The following is a 26483-nucleotide window of genomic DNA, read 5'->3' on the forward strand; positions in this document are numbered from 1 at the left end:
CGCAAGGGGTTGTTGATCGTTTCGGCCGGGACACCTATCAAGATGATCAGCCGATGCAACAGGACATAATCGACCGATGGCAGATTCCAACCAGACGTTTTGGCGCGGCCAGGAGCGCAGCAGCTGGATCCGGCTGCGCACGCTGATCCTGTTGCGCTGGGTGGCCATCGTGGGGCAGATCACCGCGATCACCGTGGCCCAGCAAACCTATCACGTGCAGCTTGAGGTTGGGCTGTGCTATCTGGCCATCGGTGTTTCGGTCATGGGCAATCTGACCGCGATTTTCCTGTTCCCGCAGAACAAGCGCCTGACCGAATTCGAAAACTTCCTGATGGTGCTGTTCGACCTGATGCAACTGGCGTTTCTGCTGTACCTGACCGGCGGTCTGAACAATCCGTTTGCCCTGCTGTTGCTGGGGCCCGTCACGATCTCGGCCAATGTCATGAGCACGCGGTCCACTTTGATCGTTGGTGGCGTTGCCATCATTCTGGCCACCCTGCTGGCCGAATTTCACCTGCCCCTGCGCACCGATATCGGGCTGATTCTGCGCATTCCGGATATTCTTCTGTTCGGCAACTGGGCCGCGATCCTGATCGCCATCGTGTTCATCGGCGCTTATTCGCACCGCGTCAGTTCCGAGGTGCAATCCATGTCCGAGGCGCTGTCGGCCACCCATATGGCCCTGGCGCGTGAGCAGAAGCTGACCGATCTGGGCGGTGTGGTTGCCGCTGCCGCACACGAATTAGGGACGCCTCTGGCCACGATCAAACTGACCAGTTCCGAGTTGATCGAAGAGCTGGATGACCGACCCGACCTGAAAGAAGACGCCGCGTTGATCCGCGAACAGGCCGACCGCTGCCGCGATATCCTGCGCGATATGGGCCGGGCCGGGAAGGATGACCTGCATCTGCGGCAGGCCCCGATCTCGACCGTGGTGCATGAGGCCGCAGAACCGCATATCGAGCGCGGCAAGATAGTTCACTTCGCCGAAGGCCCGGCACAGGATGGGGACGTGCAACAGCCCTCGATCCTGCGCAAACCCGAGATCATTCATGGCCTGCGCAACCTGATCCAGAACGCGGTGGATTTCTCGCGCGCCAATGTCTGGGTCGAGGCGCATTGGACCACGGATCAGATCACCGTCAGCATCATGGATGACGGTCGCGGCTACCCCTCGCACCTGATTGGGCGGATCGGGGATCCGTTTATGCGCCGTCGCCGGGCCGAGACCGATCAGCGCGCCCGCCCGGAATACGAAGGGATGGGGCTGGGCCTGTTCATCGCCAAGACCCTGCTGGAACGCAGCGGGGCCGAACTGGAATTTGCCAACGGATCGGACCCCTATCAGCACCTGTCCGACAATCCCGCCCACAAGGGCGCGATTGTGCGGGTGTCCTGGCCGCGCAAGCTGATTGACGCGCAAAAGGGCGACACGCCGGTGCCTTCGGGCAGCAACCAGCACATCCAGGTCTGAATTAACAGACCGTTAACCAATCAGAGCCATAGTCTGATCCCAGCATTTGTTCTGGCATGGGGTTTTCTATGGCTGACTGGATCATCCTGGCCGCAATCAGCCTTGTATCGTGCTGTCTGGCCATTCAATGGCTGCTTCCGCGCCGCGCGCGCCGGGATGAAAGCTATGGGATGTTTTCGAACGCCTTGCTGTTTGACGCAGTGTTTCTGTTCGACGGGGATCGGCTGATCAGCCATTCCGATATCGCGCTGGCAGGGTTCGAGCAGGTGGGGGATTGGGACGGGCTGCGCCGCTTGTTGCAGCGGGACTTCCCCAACTTTCCGGAAACGCCGGATATCGTGCGTGATCAGGGCAATCTGGTGGTCTCTGCCATCGATTGCACGGTTGAGCGAGAGGTTCTGTGCGAATGGATCGACGGAATCGTACGGGTGCAGTTGCACGAACCTGCGAAATCATCCGAAAGTCAACTGCGCGATCCGAACGATCCGATCCGGCTGGCGATGGATCAGGCCCCCTATCCGGTCTGGCTTTGGGGCCACAAAAACCGGGTTACGTGGTGCAACGCCGCTTATATCGCGCTGGCCCGCAAGGCGCGCGGTCAGGACGTGGATCTGACTGCGCCACTGTTTCCGACCCAAAAGGGTGACCCAAGACCTGCCGGGAAAACCCGCATCCCGATTGATGTTGTCGGCAGCGACAGTCAGTTATGGTTCGACCTGACCCAGATCGAACATGACGAGGGCTGCCTGTGCTATGCCATGGACGTCAACGCGATTGTCGAGGCGGAAACCGCCCAGCGCAAATTCGTGCAGACGATGACCAAGACCTTTGCACAGCTCTCCATCGGTCTGGCCATCTTTGACCGCAACCGTCAGCTGGCCCTGTTCAACCCGGCCCTGATCGACCTGACCACCCTGCCCCCGGATTTCCTAAGCTGCCGTCCCAGCCTGTCCAGTTTCTTTGACCGGCTGCGGGATCAGCATATGATGCCGGAACCCAAGAATTACCGGTCGTGGCGCAAGCAGATGAACGATCTGCTCGAGGCGGCAGAGGATGGGAATTATCAGGAAACATGGTCTCTGCCGTCCGGCTCGGTCTATTCTGTCAGCGGTCGTCCGCATCCCGATGGGGCCGTCGCCTTTCTGTTCGAAGATATCACGGCCGAGATTACCCTGACCCGCCGGTTCCGTGCGGAAATGGACCTGATGCAATCGATTCTGGACAAGCTGGCAGACGCCATTGCCGTCTTTGCGGATGATGGCACGCTGGCGCTGACCAACTACGCCTATCAAAAGCTTTGGGGCGATGCCGAGGATGCAGGATTCCACAGCGACTCGGTCATGGATGTGACCCGCAAATGGCAGGAGCGTTGTGTTGCCACGCCCATTCTGGGCGAGATCCGCGATTTCGTTGAAATGCGCGACAACCGGGCCGAATGGTCAGCTGAGATCGGGATGCGCGACGGCACCAAACTGGAGTGCACGGTGACCCCAATGCAGAACGGCGCGACCATTGTGCGCTTTGCCTGTGACGCCGCCGTGCTGGACCGAACTCCAATCCAGCAAATCAGCGCCTGAACCGGGTTGCAGCCGCGCGGGCGCGAGGCCATTGTGGCGCCATGACGATGCCGCCTGTTTCCCTTACCCTGACATCCCCGGACGACACCGCCGATTTTGCCACCCGATTGGGCAACACCCTCGGCCCCGGCGATATTGTGCTGCTTGAAGGGCCCATCGGCAGCGGTAAGACGCATTTCGCCCGCAGCCTGATCCAGTCGCTGATGCAGGTGCCCGAGGATGTGCCCTCACCCACATTCACTCTGATTCAGGCCTATGACACGCAGGCCGGTGAGGTCTGGCATTGCGATCTCTACCGGCTGAGCATGGTCGAAGAGGTCGAAGAACTGGGCCTGATCGACGCGTTTGAAACCGCGATCTGCTTGGTTGAATGGCCCGATAAACTGGGCCCTCTGACGCCGCAATCCGCGTTAAACCTTGTGTTCGAAACAGACCCTAACGCGGAAGAAACCCGCCACCTGACGCTTAAATGGTCCGACCCGAAATGGTCGCAAAAACTGGAGACGACCACATGACCAACCGGGCCATACTGACCGAGGCGCTGATCGCGCAGACCCCATGGGCCGGGGCCCGCCGCGCGCCTCTGGCCGGGGACGCGTCGAACCGCAGCTATGAGCGTCTGACCGATCACGCGACCGGCCGCACCGCCGTTCTGATGGATGCGCCGCCCGAAAAGGGCGAAGACGTCAACGCGTTTGTGCGGGTTGCAGAATACCTGCGCTCGGTCGGGTTGAACGCCCCCGAGATCTACGCCGAAGACGCCGAATTTGGCATTCTGCTGCTGGAGGATCTGGGCGATGACCTGTTCGCCCGCGTTCTGGACAAAGACCCCGGCAAGGAACGCGCGCTGTATGAGGCCGCGACCGATGTGCTGCTTCACCTGCACAATGCGCCCTCGCTGTCTTTACCGTCCTACGACCCGGCGCTGATGACCGAGCTGTCATCGCTGTCCTTCACGAAATATGCCCAGGGCATTCTGGGGCACCACGACACCGACGCGCTGGCCCGGTTCGAAAGCCGGTTTTCCGATATTCTGCACCGTGAAACCTCAGGCACAAAGGTGGTGGTTCTGCGCGATTATCACGCCGAAAACCTGATCTGGATGCTGGATCGTAACGGGGTGCAGCGGGTCGGCTTGCTGGACTTCCAACTCGCGATGCTGGGGCACCCGGCCTATGATCTGGTGTCCTTGCTGCAGGATGTCCGCCGGTCGGTTTCGGTGGGGACCGAGATGCAGATGATCAACCGCTATGTTGCGGCCTCGGGCATGAATGATCACGATTTCCGAACCGCTTACAGCGTTCTGGGCGCACAACGGAACCTGCGTATTCTGGGCGGGTTTGCGCGATTGGCCACGGATTATGGAAAACGACATTACATTGACCTGATCCCTGCGACATGGTCGCACCTGATGCGCGATCTGGAACATCCTGCCCTGCTTTCCGTGGCAGATGTAGTGCGGGAGGCGCTGCCCGAGCCGACCCCTGAAAATCTGGCGAGGCTGAGGGCGGTATGACCAACGCTCCGACCGCGGTCATGATGTTTGCCGCCGGGTTTGGAACCCGCATGGGCGCGTTGACCAAAGACCGGCCCAAACCCTTGATCGAAGTGGCAGGGAAACCTCTGATCGATCACGCTTTGGACCATGTGGAAGGTTTAAATCCCGAACGCGTGGTCGTAAACCTGCACTACCATGCCGATCAGCTTGCGGCGCATCTTACGCCCAAGGGGGTGCTGCTATCGCGGGAAGAGCCCGAGATTCTGGAAACCGGTGGCGGGTTGCGTGCCGCCTTGCCCCTGCTGGCGTCAAACCCGGTCTTCACCTTGAACACCGACGCGGTCTGGGCCGGGCCGAACCCATTGACCTTGCTGCAAAACGTGTGGGATCCGCAAAGGATGGATGCCCTGCTGATGTGCATCCCCATTGCCCACACGGTGGGTCACAGCGGCACCGGCGATTTCACTGCAGATGCCGAAGGCCGGATCACGCGCGGGCCGGGCCTGGTTTATGGTGGCGCGCAGATCATCAAAACGGATCGCTTGGCAGAATTTTCGGAACAGGCGTTCTCTCTCAACCTGCTTTGGAACCGGATGCAGGACCAAAATCGGCTGTTTGCAACCGAATACCCCGGTCGATGGTGCGATGTCGGACGACCCGAGGGGATTGCCCTGGCCGAAGGGTTGCTGGCCGATGTTTAAACCCAGCGCCCTGCCCCGCGTATTCGCCGTTCCGCCCGGCACCGACTTTCCCAAGGCGCTGGTCGACGGGCTGCACCAACGCAGCGATGGCCCGCCCGAGGCGCTGGCGCGGGTGCAACTGGTGGTCAATACCCGCCGCATGGCGCGCCGCGTGCGGGACCTGTTCGATCAGGGCCCGCCCTGCCTGCTGCCCCGGCTGTCTCTGGTCACCGATCTGGGGGAAAGCGTCGATCTGGCGCAAATCCCGCCCGCCATTCCGCCCCTGCGGCGGCGGTTGGAACTGACGCAGCTGATCTCGAAACTGTTAGAACAACAGCCCGATCTGGCCGCGCGCGCCTCACTGTTTGATCTGTCCGACAGTCTGGCGGCGCTGATTGATGAGATGCAGGGCGAAGGTGTCTCACCCGACGCGATCCGGCAATTGGATGTCAGCGACATGTCTGGCCATTGGGCGCGGGCACAGGCGTTTATCGGCATCGCCGATCATTTTGTCGATGCAGGCGATCAGGCGATGGATGCGCAGGCCCGCCAACGTCGTGTGGTCGAGAACCTGATTGCCCGCTGGCAGGGCGCGCCGCCTCAGCATCCCGTAATCCTGGCCGGATCGACCGGATCGCGCGGTACAACGCTGATGCTGATGCAGGCCGTTGCGCGCTTGCCGCAGGGCGCGTTGATCCTGCCGGGTTATGATTTTGACCAGCCGGATGCCGTTTGGGATCGTCTGGATGAGGCGCTGACCTCAGAGGATCATCCGCAATACCGCTTCCGCAAGCTGATGCACGCGCTGGAACTGACCCCCGATCAGATTCAGCCCTGGACGGACAAGCAACCACCGTCACCCGCGCGTAACCGGTTGGTTTCGCTGGCTTTGCGCCCTGCCCCGATCACCGACGCCTGGATGTCCGAAGGCCCGCAACTGGCGGATCTGGACCTTGCGACCAAGGACCTGACACTGATCGAGGCGGACTCGCCCCGGTCCGAAGCGCTGGCCATCGCCCTGCGACTGCGGCAAGCGGCTGAAACCGGCCAGACCGCCGCCCTGATCACGCCGGATCGGATGCTGACCCGACAGGTCAGTGCGGCGCTGGACCGTTGGAACATCCTGCCCGATGACAGCGCAGGCCTGCCCTTGCAACTGTCGCCTCCGGGCCGGTTTCTGCGCCATGTCGCGGGGTTGTTTGCCCGTCGGCTGGATGGTGAGGCTTTGCTGACCCTGCTGAAACACCCGCTTTGCCATGACGGAGCTGAGCGTGGCGCGCATCTGCTGCACACCCGCGATCTGGAACTGGATCTGCGCCGCTATGGCGCCCCGTTTCCCGATCATGTCAGCCTGACGGCCTCGGCCATTCGCACCGACGCGCCTGCGGATTGGCTGAACTGGGTCGGAGCGCATTTCTGTGATCAGCAAGTCACCGGTGAGCGCCCGCTGACCGAATGGGTTGACCGCTTGCGGCCTCTGGCCGAAGCCATTTCAGCCGGCAGTGCAGGCGAACAAGGCACGCTCTGGGACAAAAACGCGGGGCAAAAGGCGCTGGCCGTTTTGACCGCCCTGCAGGATGAGGCGCACCATGGCGGGCCCATGACCGCCCATGATTTCGCCGACTTACTTGGTGCGCTTTTGGCCGGGGAAGAGGTCCGCGACCGCGACGCCCCGCATCCCAACATCATGATCTGGGGAACGCTTGAGGCCCGCGTGCAGGGGGCCGATCTGCTGATTCTGGGCGGCCTGAATGAAGGTAGCTGGCCCGAGGCCCCTGCGCCTGACCCCTGGCTGAACCGTCAGATGCGCGACAAGGCGGGGCTGTTGCTGCCAGAACGCCGGATCGGCCTTTCGGCGCATGATTTCCAGCAGGCCATCGGCGCGACCGAGGTCTGCCTGACCCGCGCCACCCGCTCGGACGATGCGGAAACTGTGCCGTCGCGGTGGCTGAACCGCCTGACCAACCTGCTGCAGGGTTTGCCCGATCAGGGAGGCCGAGAGGCTCTAAAAGACATGCGCGCGCGCGGTCAAACGTACCTGAGTTGGGCGAAAGCGCTGGAACAGGCCCCCCGGATCGATGCGGCGCACCGCCCGTCCCCACGCCCTCCGGTCGCGGCGCGGCCCCGGCGTCTGTCGGTGACCGAAATCAAGCGGCTGATCCGCGATCCGTACTCGATCTACGCCAAGCATGTGCTGCGCCTGAAACCGCTGGACCCGTTGGTGCAGGCCCCAGATGCCTTGTTGCGCGGGATCGTGATCCACGAAATCCTCGAACATTTTGTCAAGGACAGCGTGTTGGATACCGCCTTGCTGACCCGCGAGAATTTCCTGAAACGCGCACATGATCTGCTGGAAACCCATGTCGCCTGGCCGACCGCGCGCAAATTATGGCTGGCGCGGCTGGAACGGATTGCCGACGCTTTCCTGTCCGCCGAAACCGCGCGCCGGGGCGATGGCGGGCCGGTGGCCTTTGAGGCCGCGATGAAGCTGGTGCTTGCGCCGTTGGATTTCACCATTGTCGGGCGCGCCGATCGGATCGACCGCAACAGCCGGGGCGCGCTGCGGATTATCGATTACAAAACCGGCGCGCCACCGAGCGAAAGCCAGCAGGCCAAGTTCGACAAACAGCTGTTGATCGAGTCCGCCATGGCCGAGCAGGGTGCCATCGAAGGGATCGACCCCGTCAGCGTGGCCGAGGCGATCTTTATCGGCATGGGCGGCAGTTACAAAGAGGTCGCCGCACCGCTGAACAAGGAACCCGCAGACAAGGTGTTGGCTGAGTTGAAAGAGCTTGTTTCGGCCTATTTAGAGCCTGATCAGGGCTTTTCCTCTCGCCGGATGCTGCACAAGGACACCGACATTGGCGACTATGACCATCTGGCCCGGTTCGGCGAATGGGATCGCACCGCCGAAACCCACCCCGAGGACTTGACATGACCCCTCGCAACGACGCGACCGAGCGGCAGGTGCAGGCCGCGCGCCCCGATGCTTCGACCTGGCTGGCGGCCAATGCGGGGTCGGGCAAAACCCGGGTGTTGACCGACCGCGTGGCGCGGTTGTTACTGGACGGGGTGCAGCCCCAACACATCCTGTGTCTGACCTATACCAAAGCCGCCGCCAGCGAGATGCAGAACCGGTTGTTCAAACGGCTGGGCGAATGGGCGATGCTGGGCGACGCATCGCTGTTGCAACAACTGACCGATTTGGGGGTCAAAGGTATCATCGATCCCAACCGGCTGGCGCAGGCACGCACGCTTTTTGCGCGCGCGATTGAAACGCCGGGCGGGCTGAAAATCCAGACCATTCACTCGTTCTGCGCCTCGCTGCTGCGCCGTTTCCCGTTGGAAGCCGGGGTCAGCCCGCAATTCGCCGAGATGGAAGACCGGGCCGCCGCCTTGTTGCGCGAAGAAATCATTGAGGATTTCGCCGAAGGCCCCCAAGCCGGGTTGATCGAGGATGTTGTACGGTTCGTCACCGATACAGATTTTGACAAGGTGACAGCAGCGGTTGCGCAACGGCGCAACCTGTTCGCACAGCCGTTACAACACACCGACCTGTTGCAGCGTTTTGGGCTGTCCGAAGGGTTCGACGAAGACCAGTTGCTGGCCCGGGTGTTTCTGGGTGGCGAGGTCGAGTTGATTCAATCCATGCTGCCCGCGCTGATCGAAAGTGGCGGCAACAACGCCAAGGCGGCGGCAAAACTGGCCGGATTCACCGAGGCGCGGTTGGCACATCTGCCCATGCTTGAGGCTGTGTTTCTGACCGGCAAAAGCGCAAAAGAACCCTTTACCGCCAAGGTTAACGGCTTCCCGACCAAGGCCCTGCGCGAAGGCGCGCTGGCTGACCGGATGCCGCAACTCGAAGCGTTGATGTTACGGGTCGAGGCTGCGCGCGAACAGCGCCTCGCACTGGTTGCTGCGCAAAAAACGGCCGTTCTGCACCGCTTTGCCGCCGCCTTCCTGCCGGAATACGAGCGGCGCAAGCAACTATGCGGCTGGCTGGATTTCGACGACCTGATCCTGCGCGCGCGGCAGGTTTTGAACGACCCGGCAGTGGCCGAATGGGTGCTGTACCGACTCGATGGCGGTATCGACCACATTCTGGTGGATGAGGCGCAGGATACCAGCCCGGATCAGTGGGATGTGGTCGAGAAGCTGGCGCAGGAATTCACCAGCGGAGAGGGGGCCCGATCCGGAGTCGAACGCACGATTTTTGTGGTCGGGGACAAGAAACAGTCGATCTACTCGTTTCAGGGCGCGGACCCGCAAGCCTTTGATCGGATGCAAGCTGAGTTTGGGCGAAAGCTGACAGAATCTGGCTCTAAACTGTGGGATTCGACGCTGGAATACTCGTTCCGATCCTCCAGCGCGATCCTGTCTCTGGTCGATATTCTGTTCGAAAACCGCACCGATGCGGGGTTTCACAAGGACAGCCAGCACCGCGCGTTCAAGGCGGATCTGCCGGGGCGCGTCGATCTGTGGCCGGTGGTCGAAAAGGTCGAAGATGACGAGGATGGTGACTGGACCGATCCCGTCGACCGACCCGGTTCGCGCCACCACACCGTAATTCTGGCCGAGCAGGTGGCAGGGTCGATCAAGCGCATGATCGAGCAGGGTGAGACGGTCCCCGAAGATGGCAAAACGCCCGGCACATTTGTCCGTCGCAAAGTTCGGCCCGGAGACTTTCTGATCCTGGTCCAGCGCCGCTCGGACCTGTTTGCCGAGATCATTCGCGCCTGCAAGGCCCAGGGCCTGCCCATTGCCGGGGCCGACCGCCTGAAAGTTGGCGCTGAGTTGGCGGTCAAGGACCTGGCCGCGCTGCTAAGTTTCCTTGCCACGCCCGAGGACAGCCTGTCGCTGGCCACCGTCCTTAAATCACCACTGTTCGGGTGGAGCGAGCAGGCACTGTTCGATCTGGCCCATCGGCGGCAAGAGAAATTCCTGTGGGTCGCGCTGCGCAACCGGGCCGAGGAATTTCCCGAAACGCTGTCCATGCTCAACGACCTGCGCGGGCAGATCGATTTCCTGCGCCCTTATGACCTGATCGAGCGCATTCTGACCCGCCATGATGGGCGGCGAAAACTGTTGGGACGTTTGGGGGCCGAGGCCGAGGATGGAATCAATGCGCTGCTGTCGCAGGCGTTGGCTTATGAGCGCACGGATATTCCCAGCCTGACCGGGTTTCTGGTCTGGATGCAAACCGATGATCTGGAAATCAAACGGCAGATGAGCGGTGTCGGCGACATGATCCGGGTGATGACGGTGCATGGCTCAAAAGGGTTGGAAGCGCCCATCGTGATCCTGCCGGATACCGGAAAACGGCAGGCCCCCCGCGATGCCGAGATCATGGTCGCGGATGGAACACCGTTGTGGAAAGTGCCTGCGGATGTATCGCCCAAGCTGATCTCTCAGGCACGGGATGAGGCCCGAAGCCGTGAGGAAAATGAACGGCTACGCCTGCTCTATGTGGCTCTAACACGGGCTGAAAAGTGGTTGATCGTGGCGGCCGCGGGGGATGTCGGCAAGGATGGGACCAGCTGGTACCAGATGGTCGAGACCGCGATGGAGCGGGCAGGGGCGACCCAGCTTGAAGGTTCGCGCACCCGGCGATTGGCCCATGGGGATTGGGATGCCCTGCCATGCGTTGAACACCGTGCCGCGCCGGAAACGGCGTATGATCTGCCCGCGTTCTGCGCGCAAGCCGCCCCAGATGCACCGCAGATCGAGGAAACCATCAGCCCGTCGGAACTGGGCGGGGCAAAGGCGCTGCCCGGTGATGCCGGTCAGGATGAAGAGGCCGCGAAGCTGCGCGGCACTCGGCTGCATCTGTTGCTGGAGCACCTGCCCGGTACCGCACGGGACACCTGGGCACAGCTTTGCGCCCGGCTTCTGCCCGATATGCACGACGCGGATCGAACCGAGTTGCTGAACGAAGCCGTGGCCGTAATGACGGCGGCCCCCCTCAGTCCCGTGTTCGCCCCGGATACGCTGGCCGAGGTGCCCGTGACCGCCGACCTGAACGGGCAGCGGATGCACGGTGTTATTGACCGGCTGATCGTGACGGAAACAGAGGTGCATGTGGTTGATTTCAAATCAAATGCCACCGTTCCGGATAGTGCCGAGTCCTGTCCCGAAGGCCTGCTGCGCCAGATGGGGGCCTATGCGCAGGCGCTGGCGCAGATCTATCCCGACAAGACCATTCGCACGGCGATCCTTTGGACCCGCACAGCGGATCTGATGTGGCTGCCACACGATCTTGTGACGGATGCACTGGCCCGCACCCAGATATCTTGACCTTACCCGAACCGGCACCTACGTTCTGTTCCCGAGTTTACCCCATTCAGGAGACAGAATATGTCGACCGTAGCCGTTACCGACGATACCTTTGATGCCGAAGTCAAGAACTCGGCCGTTCCCGTAGTTGTGGACTTTTGGGCCGAATGGTGCGGCCCCTGCAAGCAGATCGGCCCCGCGCTGGAAGAACTGGCTGCCGAATATGGCGACAAGGTGAAAATCGCCAAAGTGGACGTGGACAGCAACCCCAACGCCGCCGCCGCAATGGGCGTCCGTGGCATCCCGGCGCTGTTCATCTTCAAGGACGGTCAGGTCGTTTCGAACCGCGCGGGCGCGGCACCGAAGGCAGCGCTGCAAAGCTGGATCGAAGAATCCATCTGATCCGTTTTGGATTGATGAAAGATCAAAGGCGCCTGCAACCGGGCGCCTTTTTTATTGAGAAACCGGAGGGGGCAGATGGCCAAAACACGGGTATTGGTGGAATTCGGCATGGGCACATCGCTGCGCCGGATGGATTATACCGAAGCAGCGCTGCGCGCGATCAAGGATGCGTTGTGGCATAACTCAATCAACATGGCCGAGCTGTTCGGCTTTCCGAAAGAGGCGATGATCATCGATGTCGAGATCGGCGTGCAACAGCCCGATCAGGTGGATACCAGCAAGCTGGTCGAGGTATTTCCCTATGGCTCGCCCAGTGTCACCGTCACCAAGGGCGGTCTGGACATCGACAAGCCCGGCGGCACCGGTCACACGGTCATTGCCAATGCCGCGCTTGCGGTTTCGTTCGACATGGAGGCGGTGCAATGAGCGAACAGCGCATCATTCTGGAAATGGGGATGGGCAATGACCTCTATGGTCAGGACTATACCAAGGCCGCGCGGCGTGCGGTGCAGGACGCGCTGCATCACTCCTCGATCACGCTGTTCTCGAATCTCGGCGTTGATCACGGCGAGATGCGGGTGCAGGTGACAATCGGCGTGCAAAACCCCGATCAGGTCGATTGTGCCCAGGTGGCGGCCGACCTTCCGCGCGGACAGGCCGTAGTACATGCGGTGCTGGGCGGGCAGGACGTGGTGGATCAGGCGGCTGGCACCCGACACATCGTGGCAACGGCTGCAATCGAGGCATTTGTGCCGTCTCAGGTCGGTAAATACGCTTTGAAATGACAAAGAAAAAGCCGCTCGGGGATCCGGGCGGCTGTTCCGATTTGACGATCCGGTCGATGGATCAGAGCTTCGCGATATCCGCGCGAACCAGACCGATGTCTTCCAGCTGTGTGTCGCTCAGTTCCGACAGAAGCTTGCGGGTCTTACGGCTTTCGTTCCATTCGACAACGGTTTCGAAAGCGTTGGTGAACGCGTCCACTACGTGCAGGATGGTAGCTGCTCCGAGCGGCGCATGAATATTTGCAGTGGTTGCCATGTGCGCAGTCCTTTGATGTGAAACAGCCGACCCGTTGTCGGTTGTGAGGCTCATGTAGGATCATCGTCCGAGTCCCACAATTGCTGGTTTGGCAGTCCCGATTTGCGTTTTCTGCATATCTTTTGGGCAATCTCACAACGGGTTGCGCCGGTCCTGCGCCCGGCCCATATATAACGCCGACAAGAACGGAGGCTTTCATGGCAGACAGCGATTTTCCCGGTTGGCATGGCACAACGATCATTGGCGTCAAAAAAGGCGGGCAGGTTGTCATTGCCGGGGACGGGCAGGTCAGCCTGGGCCAGACCGTGATCAAAGGCACCGCGCGCAAGGTGCGCCGCCTGACACCGGGCGGGTTCGAGGTTGTCGCCGGATTTGCCGGTTCGACCGCCGATGCGTTCACGCTGCTGGAGCGGCTGGAGGCCAAGCTTGAGGCCACGCCCGGCCAACTGGCCCGCGCCTCGGTCGAGCTGGCCAAGGACTGGCGCACCGACAAATACCTGCAAAAGCTTGAGGCGATGCTGATCGTCACCGATGGCAAGGATCTGCTGGTGATCACCGGGGCAGGGGACGTGCTGGAGCCCGAGCATAACGTGGCCGCGATTGGATCGGGCGGGAACTTCGCCTTGGCCGCAGCCCGCGCGATGATGGACAGCGACAAAGAGGCCGAGCAGGTGGCGCGTGAGGCGATGGCGATTGCCGCAGATATTTGCGTCTATACCAACGGCAATCTGACGGTTGAGACCATTTCAGGCTAACAGCGCCTTGATCTCTTTCCCTTTCCAGCGGCGGTGCATTCCGATCAGCCCGAAAATCGCGGCAATGACCACGATGTAATAGGGCACACGGATATCGATGCTCATCAACCCGCCGCCGATCAGGGACATGATGCCACCCGCCAGACAGAAAACGGCGGTGGTCACGCCCATGACCCAGCCCTGATCCGCCTCGCTGACGCTGGATGAGAACAGGCCCAGCAGGGTCGGATAGGCGACGCCGAACAGGAAATAGAACAGGAAAACCGGCACATAGCTGAGCACACCGCTGGGGCTGAAGGCAAATGCCAGCCCGCAGATCACCATGGCGATCAGTGATGTGTAGATGATCGAATGCTTGCTGAACCTCTCTTGCGCGGGTTTGACGAGGAAGGTGCTGGAGAACGCCAGCGCGACGCCGATCACCACCATGGCCATGCTGCCCCCGATCACGCCATAGCCAAAGCGGCTGGTCAGGAAATTGTCGACAAAGACATAGAAGGTCACGTTGGCGATCATGAAGAATGAATAGACCGGCAGGATTTTCAGAACCATCGGATGACCGCGCACGGCAATCAGACTGTCGGTGATGTCGCGCGGGCGGAAGACAAAGGGTTCGCGGTCGGTGCGGGTGTCCTTGAAGAATGTCGTCACGAGGAAGATGGCGACCAGCACCAGAACGAAGGCCCCGTAGAATGGGGTTTTCAGGGTGGCATAACTGCCCAGCAGGGCGGAATCGGACAGGACGGCGCCGATAATCGGGCCGCCGACAAGGCCAAAGCTGACACCGGTCACGATATAGCCCATGTTGCGGTCGCGGTCGGCGGCATCGGTGCTGCCATCAATCATCGCCGCCTGCGCGATGGGTTGGTTGCCCGCCGTGAACCCGGTGATCGAGCGCCCGATGATCAGCATCAGCAGGCTGTTCATATACAGCGCCGCGATGGTCAGGGCATAACCGACCAACGCGCCACCCAGACAGACCAGCAACGCATTCTTGCGCCCGATGGAATCCGAGACTTTCGAGACGTAAACGACCCCAAGAAACCAGGACAGAAAGAAACACCCGATCACGAGACCATAGTAAAAATGCCTCCGGCCTTCGGGGGTGCTGTCGGGCAGGAAGCCGGATTTGGGTTCCATGATCAGGGAATTGATGATCGGAAAGACCAGCCCTTGCCCGATCAGGTCGACAAACACCACGAACAGCAAGGTGATCTTGGCAATCTTGGTCATAAAAACGCCCCCGGTTCCAATACCTTGGGGCGAGTGTAACAGACAGTTGTCCTGTTACCTAACCGAGTGTCAGAGGTCGGTTGGCCCGACCTCTGACCAGAGTGGTTACTTCAGCGACGCAACGCCCAGCGGTACACCGGCAACCTCGCACCAGATGTAAACCTCGTTGTAGCCCGACACATCCATGGTCGGCGGTACGGCGTAGGATTGCTTGCCGGTCAGGTTCAGCAGCGCGCCCAGTTTGCTGTCGGGGGCGTAGGTGCCGTCTTTACCAAAGGCCACGCGCGGGTCGGGGCCACCATCCAGCGAGAAGTCGTCGCCCAGCTCAACGATGTAACGGTCGCCATCCTTGACCAGTTTCACCGAACCGCTTGTGATGTGGTTCGAGCGGCCTTCGAAATTGCCTTTCTTTTTGGCGCCGCCGGCCAGGGCAGTGGTGGTGCCGGCCAGGGTCAGGGCCGCGCCGGTGGCTGCAGCTTTCACAAAAAGCGAACGACGAGTCATCATGATGAGGTATCTCCATAAGATTGACGCGGGCTGGCTTGCCCGTCGCGCATGGTTATGCCGCAGCCCATGCCGGTATGGCGATTCACATCACCACGAAAATCCGTGTGCTTTCTGTGAGTTGGCGTGATGTTTTCGTGATCGGCTTGTGTTTTCGCCCGGTATGATTAGGTTCCGCTGCGAAACAAACGGATAGAACGCATATGACCGACCTGACCCCGCGCGAGATCGTCTCGAAACTGGACCGCTTTATCATCGGGCAGAAAGACGCCAAACGCGCCGTGGCCGTGGCGCTGCGAAACCGCTGGCGGCGCAAGCAACTGGCCGACGATATCCGGGATGAGGTCTATCCAAAAAACATCCTGATGATCGGCCCCACCGGCGTCGGCAAGACCGAGATCAGCCGCCGTCTGGCCAAGCTGGCCCGCGCGCCCTTCATCAAGGTCGAGGCCACCAAGTTCACCGAAGTCGGTTATGTCGGTCGCGACGTCGAACAGATCGTGCGCGATCTGGCCGATGCGGCCATTGTCCAGACCCGCGAATATATGCGCGAGGATGTAAAGGCCCGTGCCCATGAGGCCGCCGAGGATCGCGTCATCACCGCCATTGCAGGCGAAGACGCACGCGAAGGCACGCGTGAGATGTTCCGCAAGAAGCTGAAAGCGGGCGAGCTGGACGATACGGTGATCGAGCTGGAACTGTCCGATACCTCGAACCCGATGCCCATGCTGGACATTCCCGGCCAGCCGGCCGGGCAGATGGGGATGATGAATCTGGGTGACATTTTCGGCAAGGCCTTTGGCGGGCGCACCGTCAGAAAGCGCATGACCGTGGCCGAAAGCTATGGCGCGCTGATCGGGGAAGAGGCAGACAAGCTGCTGGACGATGAAACCGTCACCAAGACTGCGCTGGACTCGGTCGAACAGAACGGCATCGTGTTTCTGGATGAAATCGACAAGGTCTGTGCCCGCTCGGACGCGCGCGGCGGCGATGTCAGCCGCGAGGGGGTGCAGCGCGACCTGCTGCCTTTGATCGAAGGCACCACAGTCAGCACCAAACATGGCCCGGTGAAAACCGACCATATCCTGTTCATCGCGTCCGGTGCGTTCCACATTGCCAAGCCGTCCGACCTGTTGCCGGAATTGCAGGGCCGTCTGCCGATCCGCGTCGAACTGCGCGCCCTGACGGAAGAGGATTTCGTTCGCATCCTGACCGAAACCGACAACGCGCTGACCCGCCAATACACCGCCCTGATGGGCACCGAAGAGGTCACGGTCAGCTTTACCGAAGACGGGATCGCGGCGCTGGCGCGGATTGCGGCGGATGTGAACCAAAGCGTCGAAAACATCGGCGCGCGGCGGCTTTACACGGTGATGGAGCGGGTGTTCGAAGAGCTTTCGTTCAACGCACCGGATCAGGCCGGGGCCGAGATCACTGTGAACGCGCAATTCGTGGAAGACAATCTGGGCGAGTTGACCAGGTCCACCGACCTCAGCCGTTACGTTCTGTAACAGATTCAGCCGAAACTTGCCGTCGCACAGGCCCCATGTTGCTGGACGTGGGGCCAGAATTCGATAGCTTAGCGCCAAACGTTCCGGGGGCAGGTCGTGTTGCGCTATTTCATCCTATTGTTTCTATCCCTGTCTCTGGGGGCCTGCGTCGACAGGACGATTTCGGAAATCGTTCCAACCGCGCTGTCGGTTGGCACGCCCAAGACCGTCTTTGCCAGCACGACCCGCGCGCGTGAACCTGACGGATCCTTTGGCTTTCGGCGCGGCGAGGCGCTGCAATTTCTTGAGACCACCGTGTCCATCCCGCCCTCGCATACGCCCGGCAGCCTGAAATTCTCTTACGCCAACCCGAACCCGCAAAAGGAATTTGTACTGGCGGAAGTCGAGCAGCTGAACGGCGCGCAAGGGTTGCGGCAACATCTGCGGGGTCAGGATGATGTGACAATCTTTGTCCACGGGTACAACTCGACCCAAACCGAGACCATTTTTCGCGCGGCTCAGCTGTCTCATGACATTGGCATTCCCGGAACGACGCTGGTCTATTCCTGGCCCAGCCGGGCGACCGGCTATGGTTATGCATATGATCTGGACAGCATGTTGTTTGCCCGCGACGGATTGGAACAAACCATTCGCGAGTTGAAGTCCATGGGGGTCAAACGCGTGATCCTGCTGGCGCATTCCATGGGCAGCGCCTTGTCGATGGAGATGATGCGACAGGCCGAGCTTCAGGAACCCGGCTGGTCGAAACGAAACCTTGATGGGGTTGTCCTGATCTCACCCGATTTGGATGTGGATCTGTTCCGCTCACAGATGAGCCGGATCGCGACCCCGCCTGACCCGTTCATCGTGATGGTGTCGCAGAAGGACAAGATCCTGAACGTCTCGGCACGGCTGCGCGGCACGGCCGAGGGTGAACGGCTGGGCAATATCAGTTCGATCGAGACCTTGCAGGAATTCCCGATCAACGTGATCGACACGACCGCCTTTAACAGCGATGCGCAATCTTCGCATTTTGTGGCCGCGACCTCTCCGGCGCTGTTGGCCATTCTCAGTTCGCTGCGACGGGTCAGCAACACGTTCGGGCCGGATGAGAGGCCGGGCATCGATATTCTGGTTCCACCCAGCGAGCGCAATCCAACAGGCGCGACCGAGATTGTTCTGACCGAAACCGGACAGGCCGAGGTGTCGACCCCGTGACGCGGTTCAGCCTGCGTCAGTTTCTTTTCAACAACGCATCCTGGCTTGGCACGGGATTATTGCTGACCTTCCTGTCCAGCTTTGGGCAGACTTTCTTCATTTCGATCTTCGCAGGGGAAATCCGGGCGGATTACGGGCTAAGCCACGGGGCCTGGGGCGGGCTTTATTCGCTGGGAACGCTGGTGGCGGCAGGCGTGATGGTCTGGGCCGGGGGGCTGACCGACGTCTTCCGCGTGCGGGCACTGGGCCCCGTCGTTCTGGCAGGTCTGGCCTTGGCCGCGCTGGCGATGGCGCTGAACAGCTGGATCGTGCTGTTGCCGCTGGTTGTCTTTTTCCTGCGCCTGTTCGGGCAGGGGATGAGCGTCCATCTGGCGCAGGTAGCGATGGCGCGTTGGTTCACCGCATCGCGGGGCAAAGCCCTGTCCATCGCCTCGCTGGGTTATTCAATTGGCGAGTCACTGCTGCCTTTGACCTTTGTCGCAGCGATGGCGTTTCTGGACTGGCGCTGGCTTTGGGTCATTGCAGCGGGTCTGATCCTGCTGGGCATCCCGGTTCTGATCCGCTTGCTGCGTCAGGAACGAACGCCCCAAGCCCTTGCGGACGAGTACGCGGCAACTGGCATGCAGGGGCGTCACTGGACCCGACATGAGGCGCTGTTTCATCCGCTGTTCTGGTGCATGGCCCCGGCAATTCTGGGGCCGTCCGCCTTCATCACCGCCTTCTTCTTCCATCAGGTACATCTGGCCGAGGTCAAGGACTGGCCTCATATCCAGCTGGTTGCCTTGTTTCCGATATTCACGGGGGTTTCGATCCTGTCCATGTTTGCGGCAGGCTGGGCATTGGACAAATGGGGCACCGCGCGGATCATGCCGTTTTACCAGATCCCAATGGCCATCGGATTTGGTGTGTTGGCCTATTCGGACACCATCGGCAATGCTATGATCGGATTGATCTTTCTGGGCATCACCGCAGGGGCACATAACACCCTGCCCAGCGCCTTCTGGGCCGAGTTCTACGGCACCCGGCACATCGGCGCGATCAAGGCATTGGCAACAGCGCTGATGGTTCTGGGATCCGCCATCGGCCCGGTTCTGACCGGCGTGCTGATCGACCTTGGTGTTTCGCTCAGCGCGCAATTTCTGTGGGTCGCCGGATTTTTCTTGCTGGTCTGCGCGCTGATCTGGCTGGGCATTCACCGTGCCAAGGCCGATTTCTAACGACTGCGCCGCAGATAGACGTAATACGCCCCATCCCCGCCATGGCTGATATGGGCGGGCGTCACCTGCATCACCGCCTGTGCCAGCGGAGGGATCGACAGCCAATGCGGCACCTGATTGCGCAGCACGCCACGTGGTGTTGGGATCGGCCCGGGCTCATCGCGGTCTTTGCCCTTGCCGGTGATCACCAGCACCAGCCGCTTTCCCTGTGCCTGCGCGGTCAGCACGAAGCGCACAAGCGCTGGATGCGCCGTATCGATCCGCATGCCATGCAGGTCCAGCTTGCCCTCGGGCTTCAACTTGCCGCGCTTCATGCGACCGAACGCCTTGGTGTCCATCTGCACCGGTGCAGACCGCAGCGTTTCCGTGATCGACGGCTTCAGCGTGTTCCCAGAAGGTTTACTCTGATGGGATTGCCCCAACTCAAACGCCTCGATCCGCGGTTTTGGCAGTTTCTTGGGCGTTGGTTTCGGCAAGGTCGTCGGGTGCACGGTCTGAGGGATCTCGGGGTGCAGCCGCTCAGCCTGCTTGGCGACCTTGCGCCACAGATCGATCTCTTCACTGGTCAGTTTGCGCCGGGTCATCAGAATTCATCCGGCAACAGAGCGTAGGCGCGCTGGATTGGCAGCAGTACAACCATCCGGCCGGGGTCTTTCAGTCGCCCGGCTGCTTGACCGGCCTCGTCCCCGGTCCCAAAGAAAATATCCGCCCGCTGCGCGCCTTTGATCGCCGCGCCGGTGTCCTGCGCGATCATCAATCGGCGCAGCGGGTTCTTCCCGTCTTTTTCCACCCAGACAGGGGCCCCCAGCGGCGTAAAGGCCGGATCAGCCGCAATACTGCGCATGGTGGTGATGGATCGATTCATGGCCCCCAGCGGCCCCAGTTCGGGCGCGACGCGGCTGACTTCGCGGAAGAACACGTAAGATGGGTTATGAAACAGCAGTTCTGCCCCGGCTTCGGGGTTCTTGCGCACCCAGGCGCGGATCATCTGGGCGCTGACCTCATGCGAGCCCAAAATCCCGCGCCGGACCAGTTCCACGCCAATGGACCGGTAGGGATGGCCATTCGCGCCGCCATATCCCACACGCAATGCCCCACCATTCGGCAGACGAACCCGGCCCGAGCCCTGAATTTGCAAAAAGAACAGCTCGACCGGATCATCGACCCAGGCGATCTCAAGCCCGCGCCCCTGCATCACATCGCCGGTCAGGATGTCCCTGCGGCTCAGCCACGGCCCCTCGGCCCGTGCTTCGGGGGGCATCTTGTAGATCGGATATTTGAACCGATCCGTGCGGGTTTTCGATCCGTCCAGTTCGGGCTCGAAATACCCGGTGAACAACGCGTCTTCGCCGTCTTCCACCAGAACCGGGCGAAAGAACAGTTCAAAGAACGCCCGGGCGGCATCCGGCTCATAGGTCCGGGCCACGCCACATAACGCGCGCCAGTCCGGGTCTTTCAGATCGCCGCAGGTGTTGAGAAAAACGGAAAGGGCCGCGCCGTGGTCATCCTCGGCCCAGCCCTGCAGATCGTCAAACGACAGGATAGATCGCGTCGCCTCGGCTCCGGCGGCGCTGGCGGTGGTCATGACGCCCACCAGTAAAAGCGACCGGAGCGTGGCAATCATGCGTCCGTGGCAACAAGCAGCCAGTTCGGATCGTCCTTGCCCATCACACGGGCAAAGGTCCAGCTGTCCTTTTGGCGTTTCACGGTGTTCGGGTTGCCCTCGATGATGTCACCCCCGCGATCGCGCACGACCGAGGTCAGCTCACCAACGAATTTCATGGTGATCTCGGCCTCATTGGTGTCCTTGTCGAAGGACACATCCGCAAGCGTGGTTTCGCGCACACCGATGAACTCGGCCTCGATGGTCAGGCCCTGATCTTCGCGGGCCGCCACGACCGAGACGAAGGTGTCAAACACATCTTCCGCCAGGAAGGGCTGGATTTCGTCCAGATTGCCCTTTTCGAACCCCATCACGATCATCTCATAAGCACCGCGCGCGCCCTGAACAAACTCGCTGACAGAAAAGCTGGGTTCGACCCGCTTCATCGCGGCCAGGGTCTGCGCCTGTTCACTGTCTTCGGGGACGTGGTCGGTGATGTCATGATCGGGGCCGCCTTCGATCACCTCGAAATCACGACGGGATGCGCCCGTATCGGGCTGATGCGGAACAGGAGGTTTCTCGAAACCTTCACGCGAACCCAACACGCTTTTCAAGCGCAGGATCAGGAAAATGGCAATTCCGGCCAGGACCAGCAACTGGATCATGGGTTCGTTCATTTCATCCTCTTTTCAGAACCGAGACTTTGTGTACGCGGCCTCCTGCCACTATGTAGGTGACAGTTGGTGGCAAGTCCACAGCCCGGCCATATGGAAAGGATAACGCAAATGTATCTGTTCTTGGCATTTTTGTTGGTTCCGATCATCGAAATCGCCCTGTTTATTCAAGTGGGTGGTCTGATCGGCCTATGGCCAACGCTGGGAATTGTGGTCCTGACAGCGGTTTTGGGCACTGTTTTGGTGCGGACACAAGGTCGCATGGCGCTGGGACAATTGCAGCAATCCTTTGCCAAGCTGGACGACCCGACCGAGCCTTTGGCCCATGGGGCCATGATCCTGTTATCCGGCGCATTGCTGCTGACACCCGGATTTTTCACCGATGCCATTGGTTTTGCCCTGCTTATTCCGGGCGTTCGGGTGGCCGTGTTCCGGTATCTGAAGTCCAAAGTCAAAGTCACCCAGTTCCAGATGGGCACGGGTGCCGGGTTTCAGGCCGGGCGCAGCCCCTTCGATCAGGGCGACGTGATTGACGGAGAATTTACCGAGGTGCGCCCCCGGAAAGAGCCCTCGAAGCCTTCAAAATGGGTCGAAGGCCCGCCCCAGCATTGAGGTACCGCCCTCAAGTTGCTAAGCAGTGTCGAATTTCATTTTTGGAGTAGATCCATGGCCGAAGAAAACGCTGCAGAAAACACTGCGGCCCAAGCTGCCCCGCAGGTTCAGATGCGTGTTCTGGGACAGTTCATCCGTGATATGTCCTTTGAAAACGTCATGGCGCAAAAAGGCGTGTCGGGTGACGTACAGCCCGAGATTCAGGTTCAGGTGAACCTGGACGCGAAGAAGCGCCCGACCGAGCATCAGTACGAGGTTTCGGTCAAGCTGAAGCTGACCTCGAAAGCCAAGGGCATGGACGATGTTCTGTTCCTGTGCGAACTGGACTATTGCGGCCTGTTCCACGTGGAAGGCGTGCCAGAGGATCAGATCCATCCGTTCCTGATGATCGAGTGCCCGCGGATGCTGTTCCCGTTCCTGCGCCGCATCGTCAGCGACATCACCCGCGACGGTGGCTTCCCGCCGGTGAACCTGGACAATATCGATTTCGTGGCTCTCTACCGCAACGAATTGATGCGTCGTCAGGCCGCGCAGGCCGAAAAGACCGACGCCTAAGGGTTTGACCCGTGCCTGACTGGTTCAGGCGCGGGTCCACAGGGCGCTGTCGCCCAGTTTCTCGACAAAAGCCTGATGCGCTGTGCGTTCCTCATCGGTGATCCGAGGGGGCAGGGCCATTGCGCGCGGCGTCGGACGCCAGTCATCCGCACCACCTGCACCTGATGCAGCCGAGGTGGACAGGCCGAAATCGGGCTGCCGACCGCCGATCAGTTCCAGATAGACCTCGGCCAGAATTTCCGAGTCCAGCAACGCCCCGTGCAGCACCCGATTGGTATTGTCGATGTTGAACCGGCGGCACAGCGCGTCCAATGACGCGGGTGAGCCCGGAAACCGTTTGCGCGCTATGGCCAACGTATCCAGCGCCTGATCCATGGGAATCTGCGGCAGATTCATCCATCTGAGTTCCGCATTCAGGAATTTCATATCGAAGGATGCGTTGTGGATCACCAGTTTTGAATCCCTGATGAAATCCAGGAAGCCTTGCCCGATCTTGGCAAAAACGGGCTTGTCTTTCAGCGTCACCTCACCCTTTTCGGGCGGGCGCGGGGTGTCCAGCAGATCGGGGCCAATTCCATGCACACCAAATGCCTCTTCGGGCATCGACCGTTCGGGGTTGATATAGACGTGATAGGTCTCACCCGTGGCCACATGGTTCCACAGCTCGACCGCGCCGATCTCGACAATCCGGTCGCCGCTTTCGGGATCAAAGCCTGTGGTTTCGGTATCGAGTACAATCTCACGCATCTGCCATCCCCGCCCGTATCTGCCTGACCACATCCTGCACCTGCGCGCGGGCGTGGTCCAGAGTGTCGGTCACGATCACATAATCCGACCGGGCGCATTTTTCGTCATTTGGCATTTGTTTGGCTCTGATCTGCTCAAACTGCGCCTCGGTCATCGTGCCGCGCGCCATGACGCGGCGCTTTTGTTCTTCGGCCGGGATCGAAACACAGGCGACCGCGTCCATTGCCGCATTGCCGCCGGTTTCAAACAGCAGGGGGATGTCGAACACCAGAATGTCTGCCGTCGCGCTTTCGCGAAAAGCCGCCCGGTCCCCCGCGACCAGAGGATGGACAATGGCCTCAATGGCTTTCAGCGCAGACCCGTCCTGTGAAATGATCTGTTTCAACGCGTCCCGGCTGACCGATCCGTCGATGATGGCGTCAGGATAGGCCGCACCCATCGGCGCAACCGCCGCACCACCCGGCGCATAAAGCCGATGCACCGCCGCATCCGCATCCCACAGCGCGCAGCCTTCATCGACAAACATCTGCGCCGTGGTGCTTTTGCCCATGCCAATCGAGCCGGTCAGGCCAAGCGCAAAGCTCATGCCAGGGCCGCCGCGCGGGTGTCGGTGTCAACCTCGGGGCGGACGCCGAACCAACGTTCGAACCCAGGAACGGCCTGATGCAGCAACATGCCTAGGCCATCGACCGTGGTGCACCCGGCCTCTTCTGCTGTTTTCAGAAGGTTGGTTTTCAGCGGCGCGTAAACCAGATCGGTCACCACCGCTCCGGGCTGCAACCCATCCAGCGGCACGCGCAATTCCGGCTGACCCTGCATGCCCAGCGAGGTTGTGTTGACCACAAGCTCAGCATTTTCCACAACATTTCCGGCCTGAACCCAATCGACCACCGTGATGCGTTGACCGAACTCTTCTTTCAGATGGTCCGCGCGCGCGCGCGTGCGGTTGGTCAGCAGAATCTCGGGCACACCAGCATCGGCCAAGGCCTGCAGAACCGCGCGCGCCGCCCCCCCGGCCCCAAACACCACGGCTGGCCCGTCCTGAGCGTTCCAATCCGGCGCGCCGCTGCGCAGGTTCTCCATAAACCCGTACCCATCGGTGTTGTCGGCATGGATCGAGCCATCCTCGCGGAACACCAGCGTATTCGCGGCCCCGATCACCGTTGCCCGGTCAGAGACATGATGGGCAATCCGTAAAGCGGCTTCTTTATGGGGCACGGTCACATTCGCGCCCACAAACCCGGCCTTGGGCAGGGTTCGCAATACGGTCTCAAGATCCGCAGGGGCCACGTCCATCGGAATGTAATGCCCGGACAAGCCATAAGTCTTCAGCCAATGCCCATGCAGCTTGGGCGACCGGGAATGTCCGATCGGATGCCCAATCACCCCGGCCAGAGGTATCCGATAGTCCGTCATTGATCGATCACCCCTTTGACAGCCAGATAGTTGAGCAGTTCCAACAAGGGCATACCCAAAACGTTAAAATAGTCGCCGTCAATGGTTGCAAACAGGCGCACGCCTTCTTCCTCCAGCTTATAGGCCCCAACCGCATGACGAATGCTGTCCCAGTTCCGGTCAATATAGTCGCGCAGATAAGCATCCGAACTGGCCCGCATCCGCAGGCAGACCTGTCCTACATGCCGCCAGATCGGCTCGCCATCCTGATAGATCACCGCCGCCGATAACAGCATATGCCGCTTGCCGCGCATCGCCTTGAGCTGCGCCAACGCGTCCTCGGGCGTTTCCGGCTTCGACAGCAATTGCCCCTCGAAATCCAGCACCTGATCGCAACCCAGCACCATCGCGCCGGGGGACTTGTCGCTGATCTTGCGCGCCTTCATCTCGGCCAGCGCATCTGCGATGTCGCGGGGCGAGGCCTCTTCTGCCAGCAACGCCCGCTTTATAGTATCCTCATCCACGCGCGCCACCTGCACAGTGAAAGGCACGCCTGCATTTTCCAGCAGCTGCGCGCGAATGCTTGAGCCCGAGGCCAGGATGATGGGGACAGACATGTGGACAACCCCGTGTGCAAATCGTTGAGCGTTCTTGGACGCTTTGTATGGTTTTCCGATTGACACGCAAGCCCGGGAAATCTGCTCGAAACTTCCCCGAGTCGCCCGAACGCTGTCCATCCGGGACAAGGATAACTCGGAACCAAGGGATAACTGAATCCCCCATAGATATTCAGGCAGTTATCCCCAGAGGGTGCTAGACAGATAAGGTATAAGTGTCTGTTATTTAATACCTATTTCTAAAACTCACAGAATCGGCCTGCGTCTCGTCAAAACTGTCCACCTGGGGAAAACCAAGGGGTAAAAAAGTAATCCACGGAAATTACGCACCCTACAAAACCATCTTCCTTTCTTCTTTCTTATTTTTTTATTAGGGAGAGTTCCGAGCAACGACCGGAGCCGGAATGACTGATCTGCTTTTCACGATCTACCCATGGGTGAAGGCACTGCATATCATGGCCGTGATCTCATGGATGGCTGGCCTGTTCTATTTGCCCCGATTGTTCGTCTATCATGTTGAAAAGGCGCAGGCTGTCGATGGCGCGCAAGAGATCTTCTTTGAAATGGAAGAAAAGCTGCTGCGCGTGATCATGCGTCCCGCGATGATCGTGGCCTGGGTGTGTGGCCTGATCATGGTGTTCACGCCGGGCATCGTCGGATGGGATTTTACCTGGCCCTGGCTGAAAGGGACAGCCGTGATCGGGATGACCTGGTTCCATCACTGGCTGATGGCGCGGCGCAAGGACTTCGTTGAGGGGCGAAATACGCTGACAGGGCGGCAGTATCGCATGATGAATGAGGTTCCGACCATTCTGATGGTTGCTATCGTTCTAGCGGTCATTCTGAAGTTCTGACGGCCTGTTTGACTCCGCAGGTGGAGACAACTATGTAAGGTGACAACACGCCCGTCCGGGCGGC

Annotated in this window: 26 protein-coding genes and 1 pseudogene; 17 read left to right on the forward strand and 10 right to left on the reverse strand. The window is 60.5% G+C overall.

The genetic code is table 11. The annotated features are described in order from the left end of the window. Nucleotides 1-76: 76 nt before the first annotated feature. The 10 genes and pseudogenes from regB (at nt 77) to ACR0MO_RS09730 (ending at nt 12689) form a co-directional block, all read left to right on the forward strand. Nucleotides 77-1474, forward strand: coding sequence for a sensor histidine kinase RegB (gene regB, locus ACR0MO_RS09685; protein ID WP_480872878.1), 1398 nt, complete (start codon nt 77-79; stop codon nt 1472-1474). A 68-nt stretch (nt 1475-1542) separates the two neighbouring features. Then, the gene (locus ACR0MO_RS09690) at nt 1543-3051 is read left to right on the forward strand and encodes a PAS-domain containing protein (protein ID WP_480890959.1); all 1509 of its coding nucleotides are present in this window, start codon (nt 1543-1545) and stop codon (nt 3049-3051) included. Nucleotides 3052-3092: 41 nt separating this feature from the next. Continuing rightward, entirely contained in the window at nt 3093-3566 is a 474-nt protein-coding gene (tsaE, locus tag ACR0MO_RS09695) for a tRNA (adenosine(37)-N6)-threonylcarbamoyltransferase complex ATPase subunit type 1 TsaE (RefSeq protein WP_480626460.1), read from the forward strand. Further along, on the forward strand, nt 3563-4567 hold the full coding sequence (locus ACR0MO_RS09700) for an aminoglycoside phosphotransferase family protein (protein WP_480890961.1): 1005 nt from the start codon (nt 3563-3565) through the stop codon (nt 4565-4567). Before tsaE ends, ACR0MO_RS09700 begins: the two co-directional genes overlap by 4 nt. Next, nucleotides 4564-5250 carry a nucleotidyltransferase family protein gene (locus ACR0MO_RS09705; RefSeq protein ID WP_170623547.1) on the forward strand — a complete coding sequence of 229 codons (687 nt, stop codon included), beginning with the start codon at nt 4564-4566 and terminating at the stop codon, nt 5248-5250. Before ACR0MO_RS09700 ends, ACR0MO_RS09705 begins: the two co-directional genes overlap by 4 nt. Continuing rightward, the gene (gene addB, locus ACR0MO_RS09710) at nt 5243-8167 is read left to right on the forward strand and encodes a double-strand break repair protein AddB (RefSeq protein WP_480890963.1); all 2925 of its coding nucleotides are present in this window, start codon (nt 5243-5245) and stop codon (nt 8165-8167) included. The genes ACR0MO_RS09705 and addB overlap by 8 nt, the downstream gene beginning before the upstream one ends. Next, nucleotides 8164-11523 carry a double-strand break repair helicase AddA gene (gene addA, locus ACR0MO_RS09715; protein WP_480890965.1) on the forward strand — a complete coding sequence of 1120 codons (3360 nt, stop codon included), beginning with the start codon at nt 8164-8166 and terminating at the stop codon, nt 11521-11523. Before addB ends, addA begins: the two co-directional genes overlap by 4 nt. 42 nt (nt 11524-11565) lie before the next feature. After that, a pseudogene (gene trxA, locus ACR0MO_RS09720) lies at nt 11566-11904 on the forward strand (thioredoxin); the annotation flags it as partial. Between the two features lie 75 nt (nt 11905-11979). Next, nucleotides 11980-12330, forward strand: a complete 351-nt coding sequence (locus tag ACR0MO_RS09725; RefSeq protein WP_170623541.1) for a Lin0512 family protein — start codon at nt 11980-11982, stop codon at nt 12328-12330. Then, nucleotides 12327-12689, forward strand: coding sequence for a Lin0512 family protein (locus tag ACR0MO_RS09730; protein WP_170453332.1), 363 nt, complete (start codon nt 12327-12329; stop codon nt 12687-12689). The genes ACR0MO_RS09725 and ACR0MO_RS09730 overlap by 4 nt, the downstream gene beginning before the upstream one ends. 61 nt (nt 12690-12750) lie before the next feature. Here the strand turns inward: ACR0MO_RS09730 and ACR0MO_RS09735 are convergent, their stop codons facing one another. Beyond that, nucleotides 12751-12945 carry a DUF1127 domain-containing protein gene (locus ACR0MO_RS09735; protein WP_170453333.1) on the reverse strand — a complete coding sequence of 65 codons (195 nt, stop codon included), beginning with the start codon at nt 12943-12945 and terminating at the stop codon, nt 12751-12753. A 197-nt stretch (nt 12946-13142) separates the two neighbouring features. Between ACR0MO_RS09735 and hslV the strand changes: the two genes are divergently transcribed. Continuing rightward, nucleotides 13143-13700, forward strand: coding sequence for an ATP-dependent protease subunit HslV (hslV, locus tag ACR0MO_RS09740; RefSeq protein ID WP_170453334.1), 558 nt, complete (start codon nt 13143-13145; stop codon nt 13698-13700). Here hslV and ACR0MO_RS09745 read toward each other — a convergent pair. Beyond that, the gene (locus tag ACR0MO_RS09745) at nt 13692-14933 is read right to left on the reverse strand and encodes an MFS transporter (protein ID WP_170453335.1); all 1242 of its coding nucleotides are present in this window, start codon (nt 14931-14933) and stop codon (nt 13692-13694) included. The two genes, hslV and ACR0MO_RS09745, sit on opposite strands and share 9 nt — an antisense overlap. A 105-nt stretch (nt 14934-15038) precedes the next feature. Next, nucleotides 15039-15440 carry a DM13 domain-containing protein gene (locus ACR0MO_RS09750; RefSeq protein WP_170453336.1) on the reverse strand — a complete coding sequence of 134 codons (402 nt, stop codon included), beginning with the start codon at nt 15438-15440 and terminating at the stop codon, nt 15039-15041. Nucleotides 15441-15640: 200 nt separating this feature from the next. Between ACR0MO_RS09750 and hslU the strand changes: the two genes are divergently transcribed. The 3 genes from hslU (at nt 15641) to ACR0MO_RS09765 (ending at nt 19362) form a co-directional block, all read left to right on the forward strand. Then, on the forward strand, nt 15641-16948 hold the full coding sequence (hslU, locus tag ACR0MO_RS09755) for an ATP-dependent protease ATPase subunit HslU (protein WP_480890968.1): 1308 nt from the start codon (nt 15641-15643) through the stop codon (nt 16946-16948). A 96-nt stretch (nt 16949-17044) separates the two neighbouring features. Next, nucleotides 17045-18145 (forward strand): alpha/beta hydrolase, encoded by a 1101-nt coding sequence (locus ACR0MO_RS09760; protein ID WP_480890970.1) that lies wholly within the window; start codon nt 17045-17047, stop codon nt 18143-18145. Next, nucleotides 18142-19362: an MFS transporter gene (locus ACR0MO_RS09765; RefSeq protein ID WP_480890972.1), complete on the forward strand. Its 1221-nt coding sequence runs from the start codon at nt 18142-18144 to the stop codon at nt 19360-19362. The genes ACR0MO_RS09760 and ACR0MO_RS09765 overlap by 4 nt, the downstream gene beginning before the upstream one ends. Here ACR0MO_RS09765 and ACR0MO_RS09770 read toward each other — a convergent pair. The 3 genes from ACR0MO_RS09770 to ACR0MO_RS09780 are packed head-to-tail and all read right to left on the reverse strand — an operon-like array spanning nt 19359 to nt 21642. Next, complete coding sequence (locus ACR0MO_RS09770) at nt 19359-19946, reverse strand: Smr/MutS family protein (RefSeq protein WP_170520868.1); 588 nt, start codon at nt 19944-19946, stop codon at nt 19359-19361. The two genes, ACR0MO_RS09765 and ACR0MO_RS09770, sit on opposite strands and share 4 nt — an antisense overlap. Further along, a complete protein-coding gene (gene mltA / locus ACR0MO_RS09775) occupies nt 19946-20986 on the reverse strand; it encodes a murein transglycosylase A (RefSeq protein WP_480890974.1) in 1041 nt (346 codons plus the stop codon). The genes ACR0MO_RS09770 and mltA overlap by 1 nt, the downstream gene beginning before the upstream one ends. After that, complete coding sequence (locus ACR0MO_RS09780; protein ID WP_480626470.1) at nt 20983-21642, reverse strand: Tim44/TimA family putative adaptor protein; 660 nt, start codon at nt 21640-21642, stop codon at nt 20983-20985. The genes mltA and ACR0MO_RS09780 overlap by 4 nt, the downstream gene beginning before the upstream one ends. A 108-nt stretch (nt 21643-21750) precedes the next feature. Between ACR0MO_RS09780 and ACR0MO_RS09785 the strand changes: the two genes are divergently transcribed. Continuing rightward, nucleotides 21751-22251 (forward strand): FxsA family protein, encoded by a 501-nt coding sequence (locus ACR0MO_RS09785; RefSeq protein WP_480626471.1) that lies wholly within the window; start codon nt 21751-21753, stop codon nt 22249-22251. Between the two features lie 54 nt (nt 22252-22305). Next, nucleotides 22306-22806, forward strand: coding sequence for a protein-export chaperone SecB (gene secB, locus ACR0MO_RS09790; RefSeq protein WP_170453344.1), 501 nt, complete (start codon nt 22306-22308; stop codon nt 22804-22806). A gap of 24 nt (nt 22807-22830) precedes the next feature. On the opposite strand, the gene dnaQ is transcribed toward secB, so the two are convergent. Genes dnaQ through ACR0MO_RS09810 form a run of 4 tightly spaced genes read right to left on the reverse strand, consistent with a single transcriptional unit; the run spans nt 22831 to nt 25565 of the window. Then, nucleotides 22831-23553 carry a DNA polymerase III subunit epsilon gene (gene dnaQ, locus ACR0MO_RS09795; protein WP_170453345.1) on the reverse strand — a complete coding sequence of 241 codons (723 nt, stop codon included), beginning with the start codon at nt 23551-23553 and terminating at the stop codon, nt 22831-22833. Continuing rightward, a complete protein-coding gene (gene coaE, locus ACR0MO_RS09800; RefSeq protein ID WP_170453346.1) occupies nt 23546-24139 on the reverse strand; it encodes a dephospho-CoA kinase in 594 nt (197 codons plus the stop codon). Before coaE ends, dnaQ begins: the two co-directional genes overlap by 8 nt. Continuing rightward, nucleotides 24136-24969: a shikimate dehydrogenase gene (locus tag ACR0MO_RS09805; RefSeq protein WP_480890976.1), complete on the reverse strand. Its 834-nt coding sequence runs from the start codon at nt 24967-24969 to the stop codon at nt 24136-24138. The genes coaE and ACR0MO_RS09805 overlap by 4 nt, the downstream gene beginning before the upstream one ends. After that, complete coding sequence (locus ACR0MO_RS09810; RefSeq protein ID WP_480890978.1) at nt 24966-25565, reverse strand: Maf family protein; 600 nt, start codon at nt 25563-25565, stop codon at nt 24966-24968. The genes ACR0MO_RS09805 and ACR0MO_RS09810 overlap by 4 nt, the downstream gene beginning before the upstream one ends. A gap of 404 nt (nt 25566-25969) precedes the next feature. Between ACR0MO_RS09810 and ACR0MO_RS09815 the strand changes: the two genes are divergently transcribed. Beyond that, nucleotides 25970-26419, forward strand: coding sequence for a CopD family protein (locus tag ACR0MO_RS09815; protein ID WP_170453349.1), 450 nt, complete (start codon nt 25970-25972; stop codon nt 26417-26419). Nucleotides 26420-26483: the final 64 nt, after the last annotated feature.

It is taken from the genome of Ruegeria sp. K5 (assembly GCF_056531805.1).

Excerpts from the sequence above, each read along its gene's own strand:
- ACR0MO_RS09770 (WP_170520868.1), bottom strand. The coding sequence starts at position 19,946 with ATGACCCGGCGCAAACTGACCAGTGAAGAGATCGATCTGTGGCGCAAG.
- regB (WP_480872878.1), top strand. The coding sequence starts at position 77 with ATGGCAGATTCCAACCAGACGTTTTGGCGCGGCCAGGAGCGCAGCAGC.
- hslV (WP_170453334.1), top strand. The coding sequence starts at position 13,143 with ATGGCAGACAGCGATTTTCCCGGTTGGCATGGCACAACGATCATTGGC.
- ACR0MO_RS09700 (WP_480890961.1), top strand. The coding sequence starts at position 3,563 with ATGACCAACCGGGCCATACTGACCGAGGCGCTGATCGCGCAGACCCCA.
- tsaE (WP_480626460.1), top strand. The coding sequence starts at position 3,093 with ATGACGATGCCGCCTGTTTCCCTTACCCTGACATCCCCGGACGACACC.
- ACR0MO_RS09690 (WP_480890959.1), top strand. The coding sequence starts at position 1,543 with ATGGCTGACTGGATCATCCTGGCCGCAATCAGCCTTGTATCGTGCTGT.
- ACR0MO_RS09815 (WP_170453349.1), top strand. The coding sequence starts at position 25,970 with ATGACTGATCTGCTTTTCACGATCTACCCATGGGTGAAGGCACTGCAT.
- ACR0MO_RS09730 (WP_170453332.1), top strand. The coding sequence starts at position 12,327 with ATGAGCGAACAGCGCATCATTCTGGAAATGGGGATGGGCAATGACCTC.
- ACR0MO_RS09745 (WP_170453335.1), bottom strand. The coding sequence starts at position 14,933 with ATGACCAAGATTGCCAAGATCACCTTGCTGTTCGTGGTGTTTGTCGAC.
- addB (WP_480890963.1), top strand. The coding sequence starts at position 5,243 with ATGTTTAAACCCAGCGCCCTGCCCCGCGTATTCGCCGTTCCGCCCGGC.
- ACR0MO_RS09705 (WP_170623547.1), top strand. The coding sequence starts at position 4,564 with ATGACCAACGCTCCGACCGCGGTCATGATGTTTGCCGCCGGGTTTGGA.
- ACR0MO_RS09785 (WP_480626471.1), top strand. The coding sequence starts at position 21,751 with ATGTATCTGTTCTTGGCATTTTTGTTGGTTCCGATCATCGAAATCGCC.
- dnaQ (WP_170453345.1), bottom strand. The coding sequence starts at position 23,553 with ATGCGTGAGATTGTACTCGATACCGAAACCACAGGCTTTGATCCCGAA.
- ACR0MO_RS09780 (WP_480626470.1), bottom strand. The coding sequence starts at position 21,642 with ATGAACGAACCCATGATCCAGTTGCTGGTCCTGGCCGGAATTGCCATT.
- hslU (WP_480890968.1), top strand. The coding sequence starts at position 15,641 with ATGACCGACCTGACCCCGCGCGAGATCGTCTCGAAACTGGACCGCTTT.
- ACR0MO_RS09735 (WP_170453333.1), bottom strand. The coding sequence starts at position 12,945 with ATGGCAACCACTGCAAATATTCATGCGCCGCTCGGAGCAGCTACCATC.
- coaE (WP_170453346.1), bottom strand. The coding sequence starts at position 24,139 with ATGAGCTTTGCGCTTGGCCTGACCGGCTCGATTGGCATGGGCAAAAGC.
- ACR0MO_RS09750 (WP_170453336.1), bottom strand. The coding sequence starts at position 15,440 with ATGATGACTCGTCGTTCGCTTTTTGTGAAAGCTGCAGCCACCGGCGCG.
- addA (WP_480890965.1), top strand. The coding sequence starts at position 8,164 with ATGACCCCTCGCAACGACGCGACCGAGCGGCAGGTGCAGGCCGCGCGC.
- ACR0MO_RS09725 (WP_170623541.1), top strand. The coding sequence starts at position 11,980 with ATGGCCAAAACACGGGTATTGGTGGAATTCGGCATGGGCACATCGCTG.
- ACR0MO_RS09810 (WP_480890978.1), bottom strand. The coding sequence starts at position 25,565 with ATGTCTGTCCCCATCATCCTGGCCTCGGGCTCAAGCATTCGCGCGCAG.
- ACR0MO_RS09805 (WP_480890976.1), bottom strand. The coding sequence starts at position 24,969 with ATGACGGACTATCGGATACCTCTGGCCGGGGTGATTGGGCATCCGATC.
- secB (WP_170453344.1), top strand. The coding sequence starts at position 22,306 with ATGGCCGAAGAAAACGCTGCAGAAAACACTGCGGCCCAAGCTGCCCCG.
- mltA (WP_480890974.1), bottom strand. The coding sequence starts at position 20,986 with ATGATTGCCACGCTCCGGTCGCTTTTACTGGTGGGCGTCATGACCACC.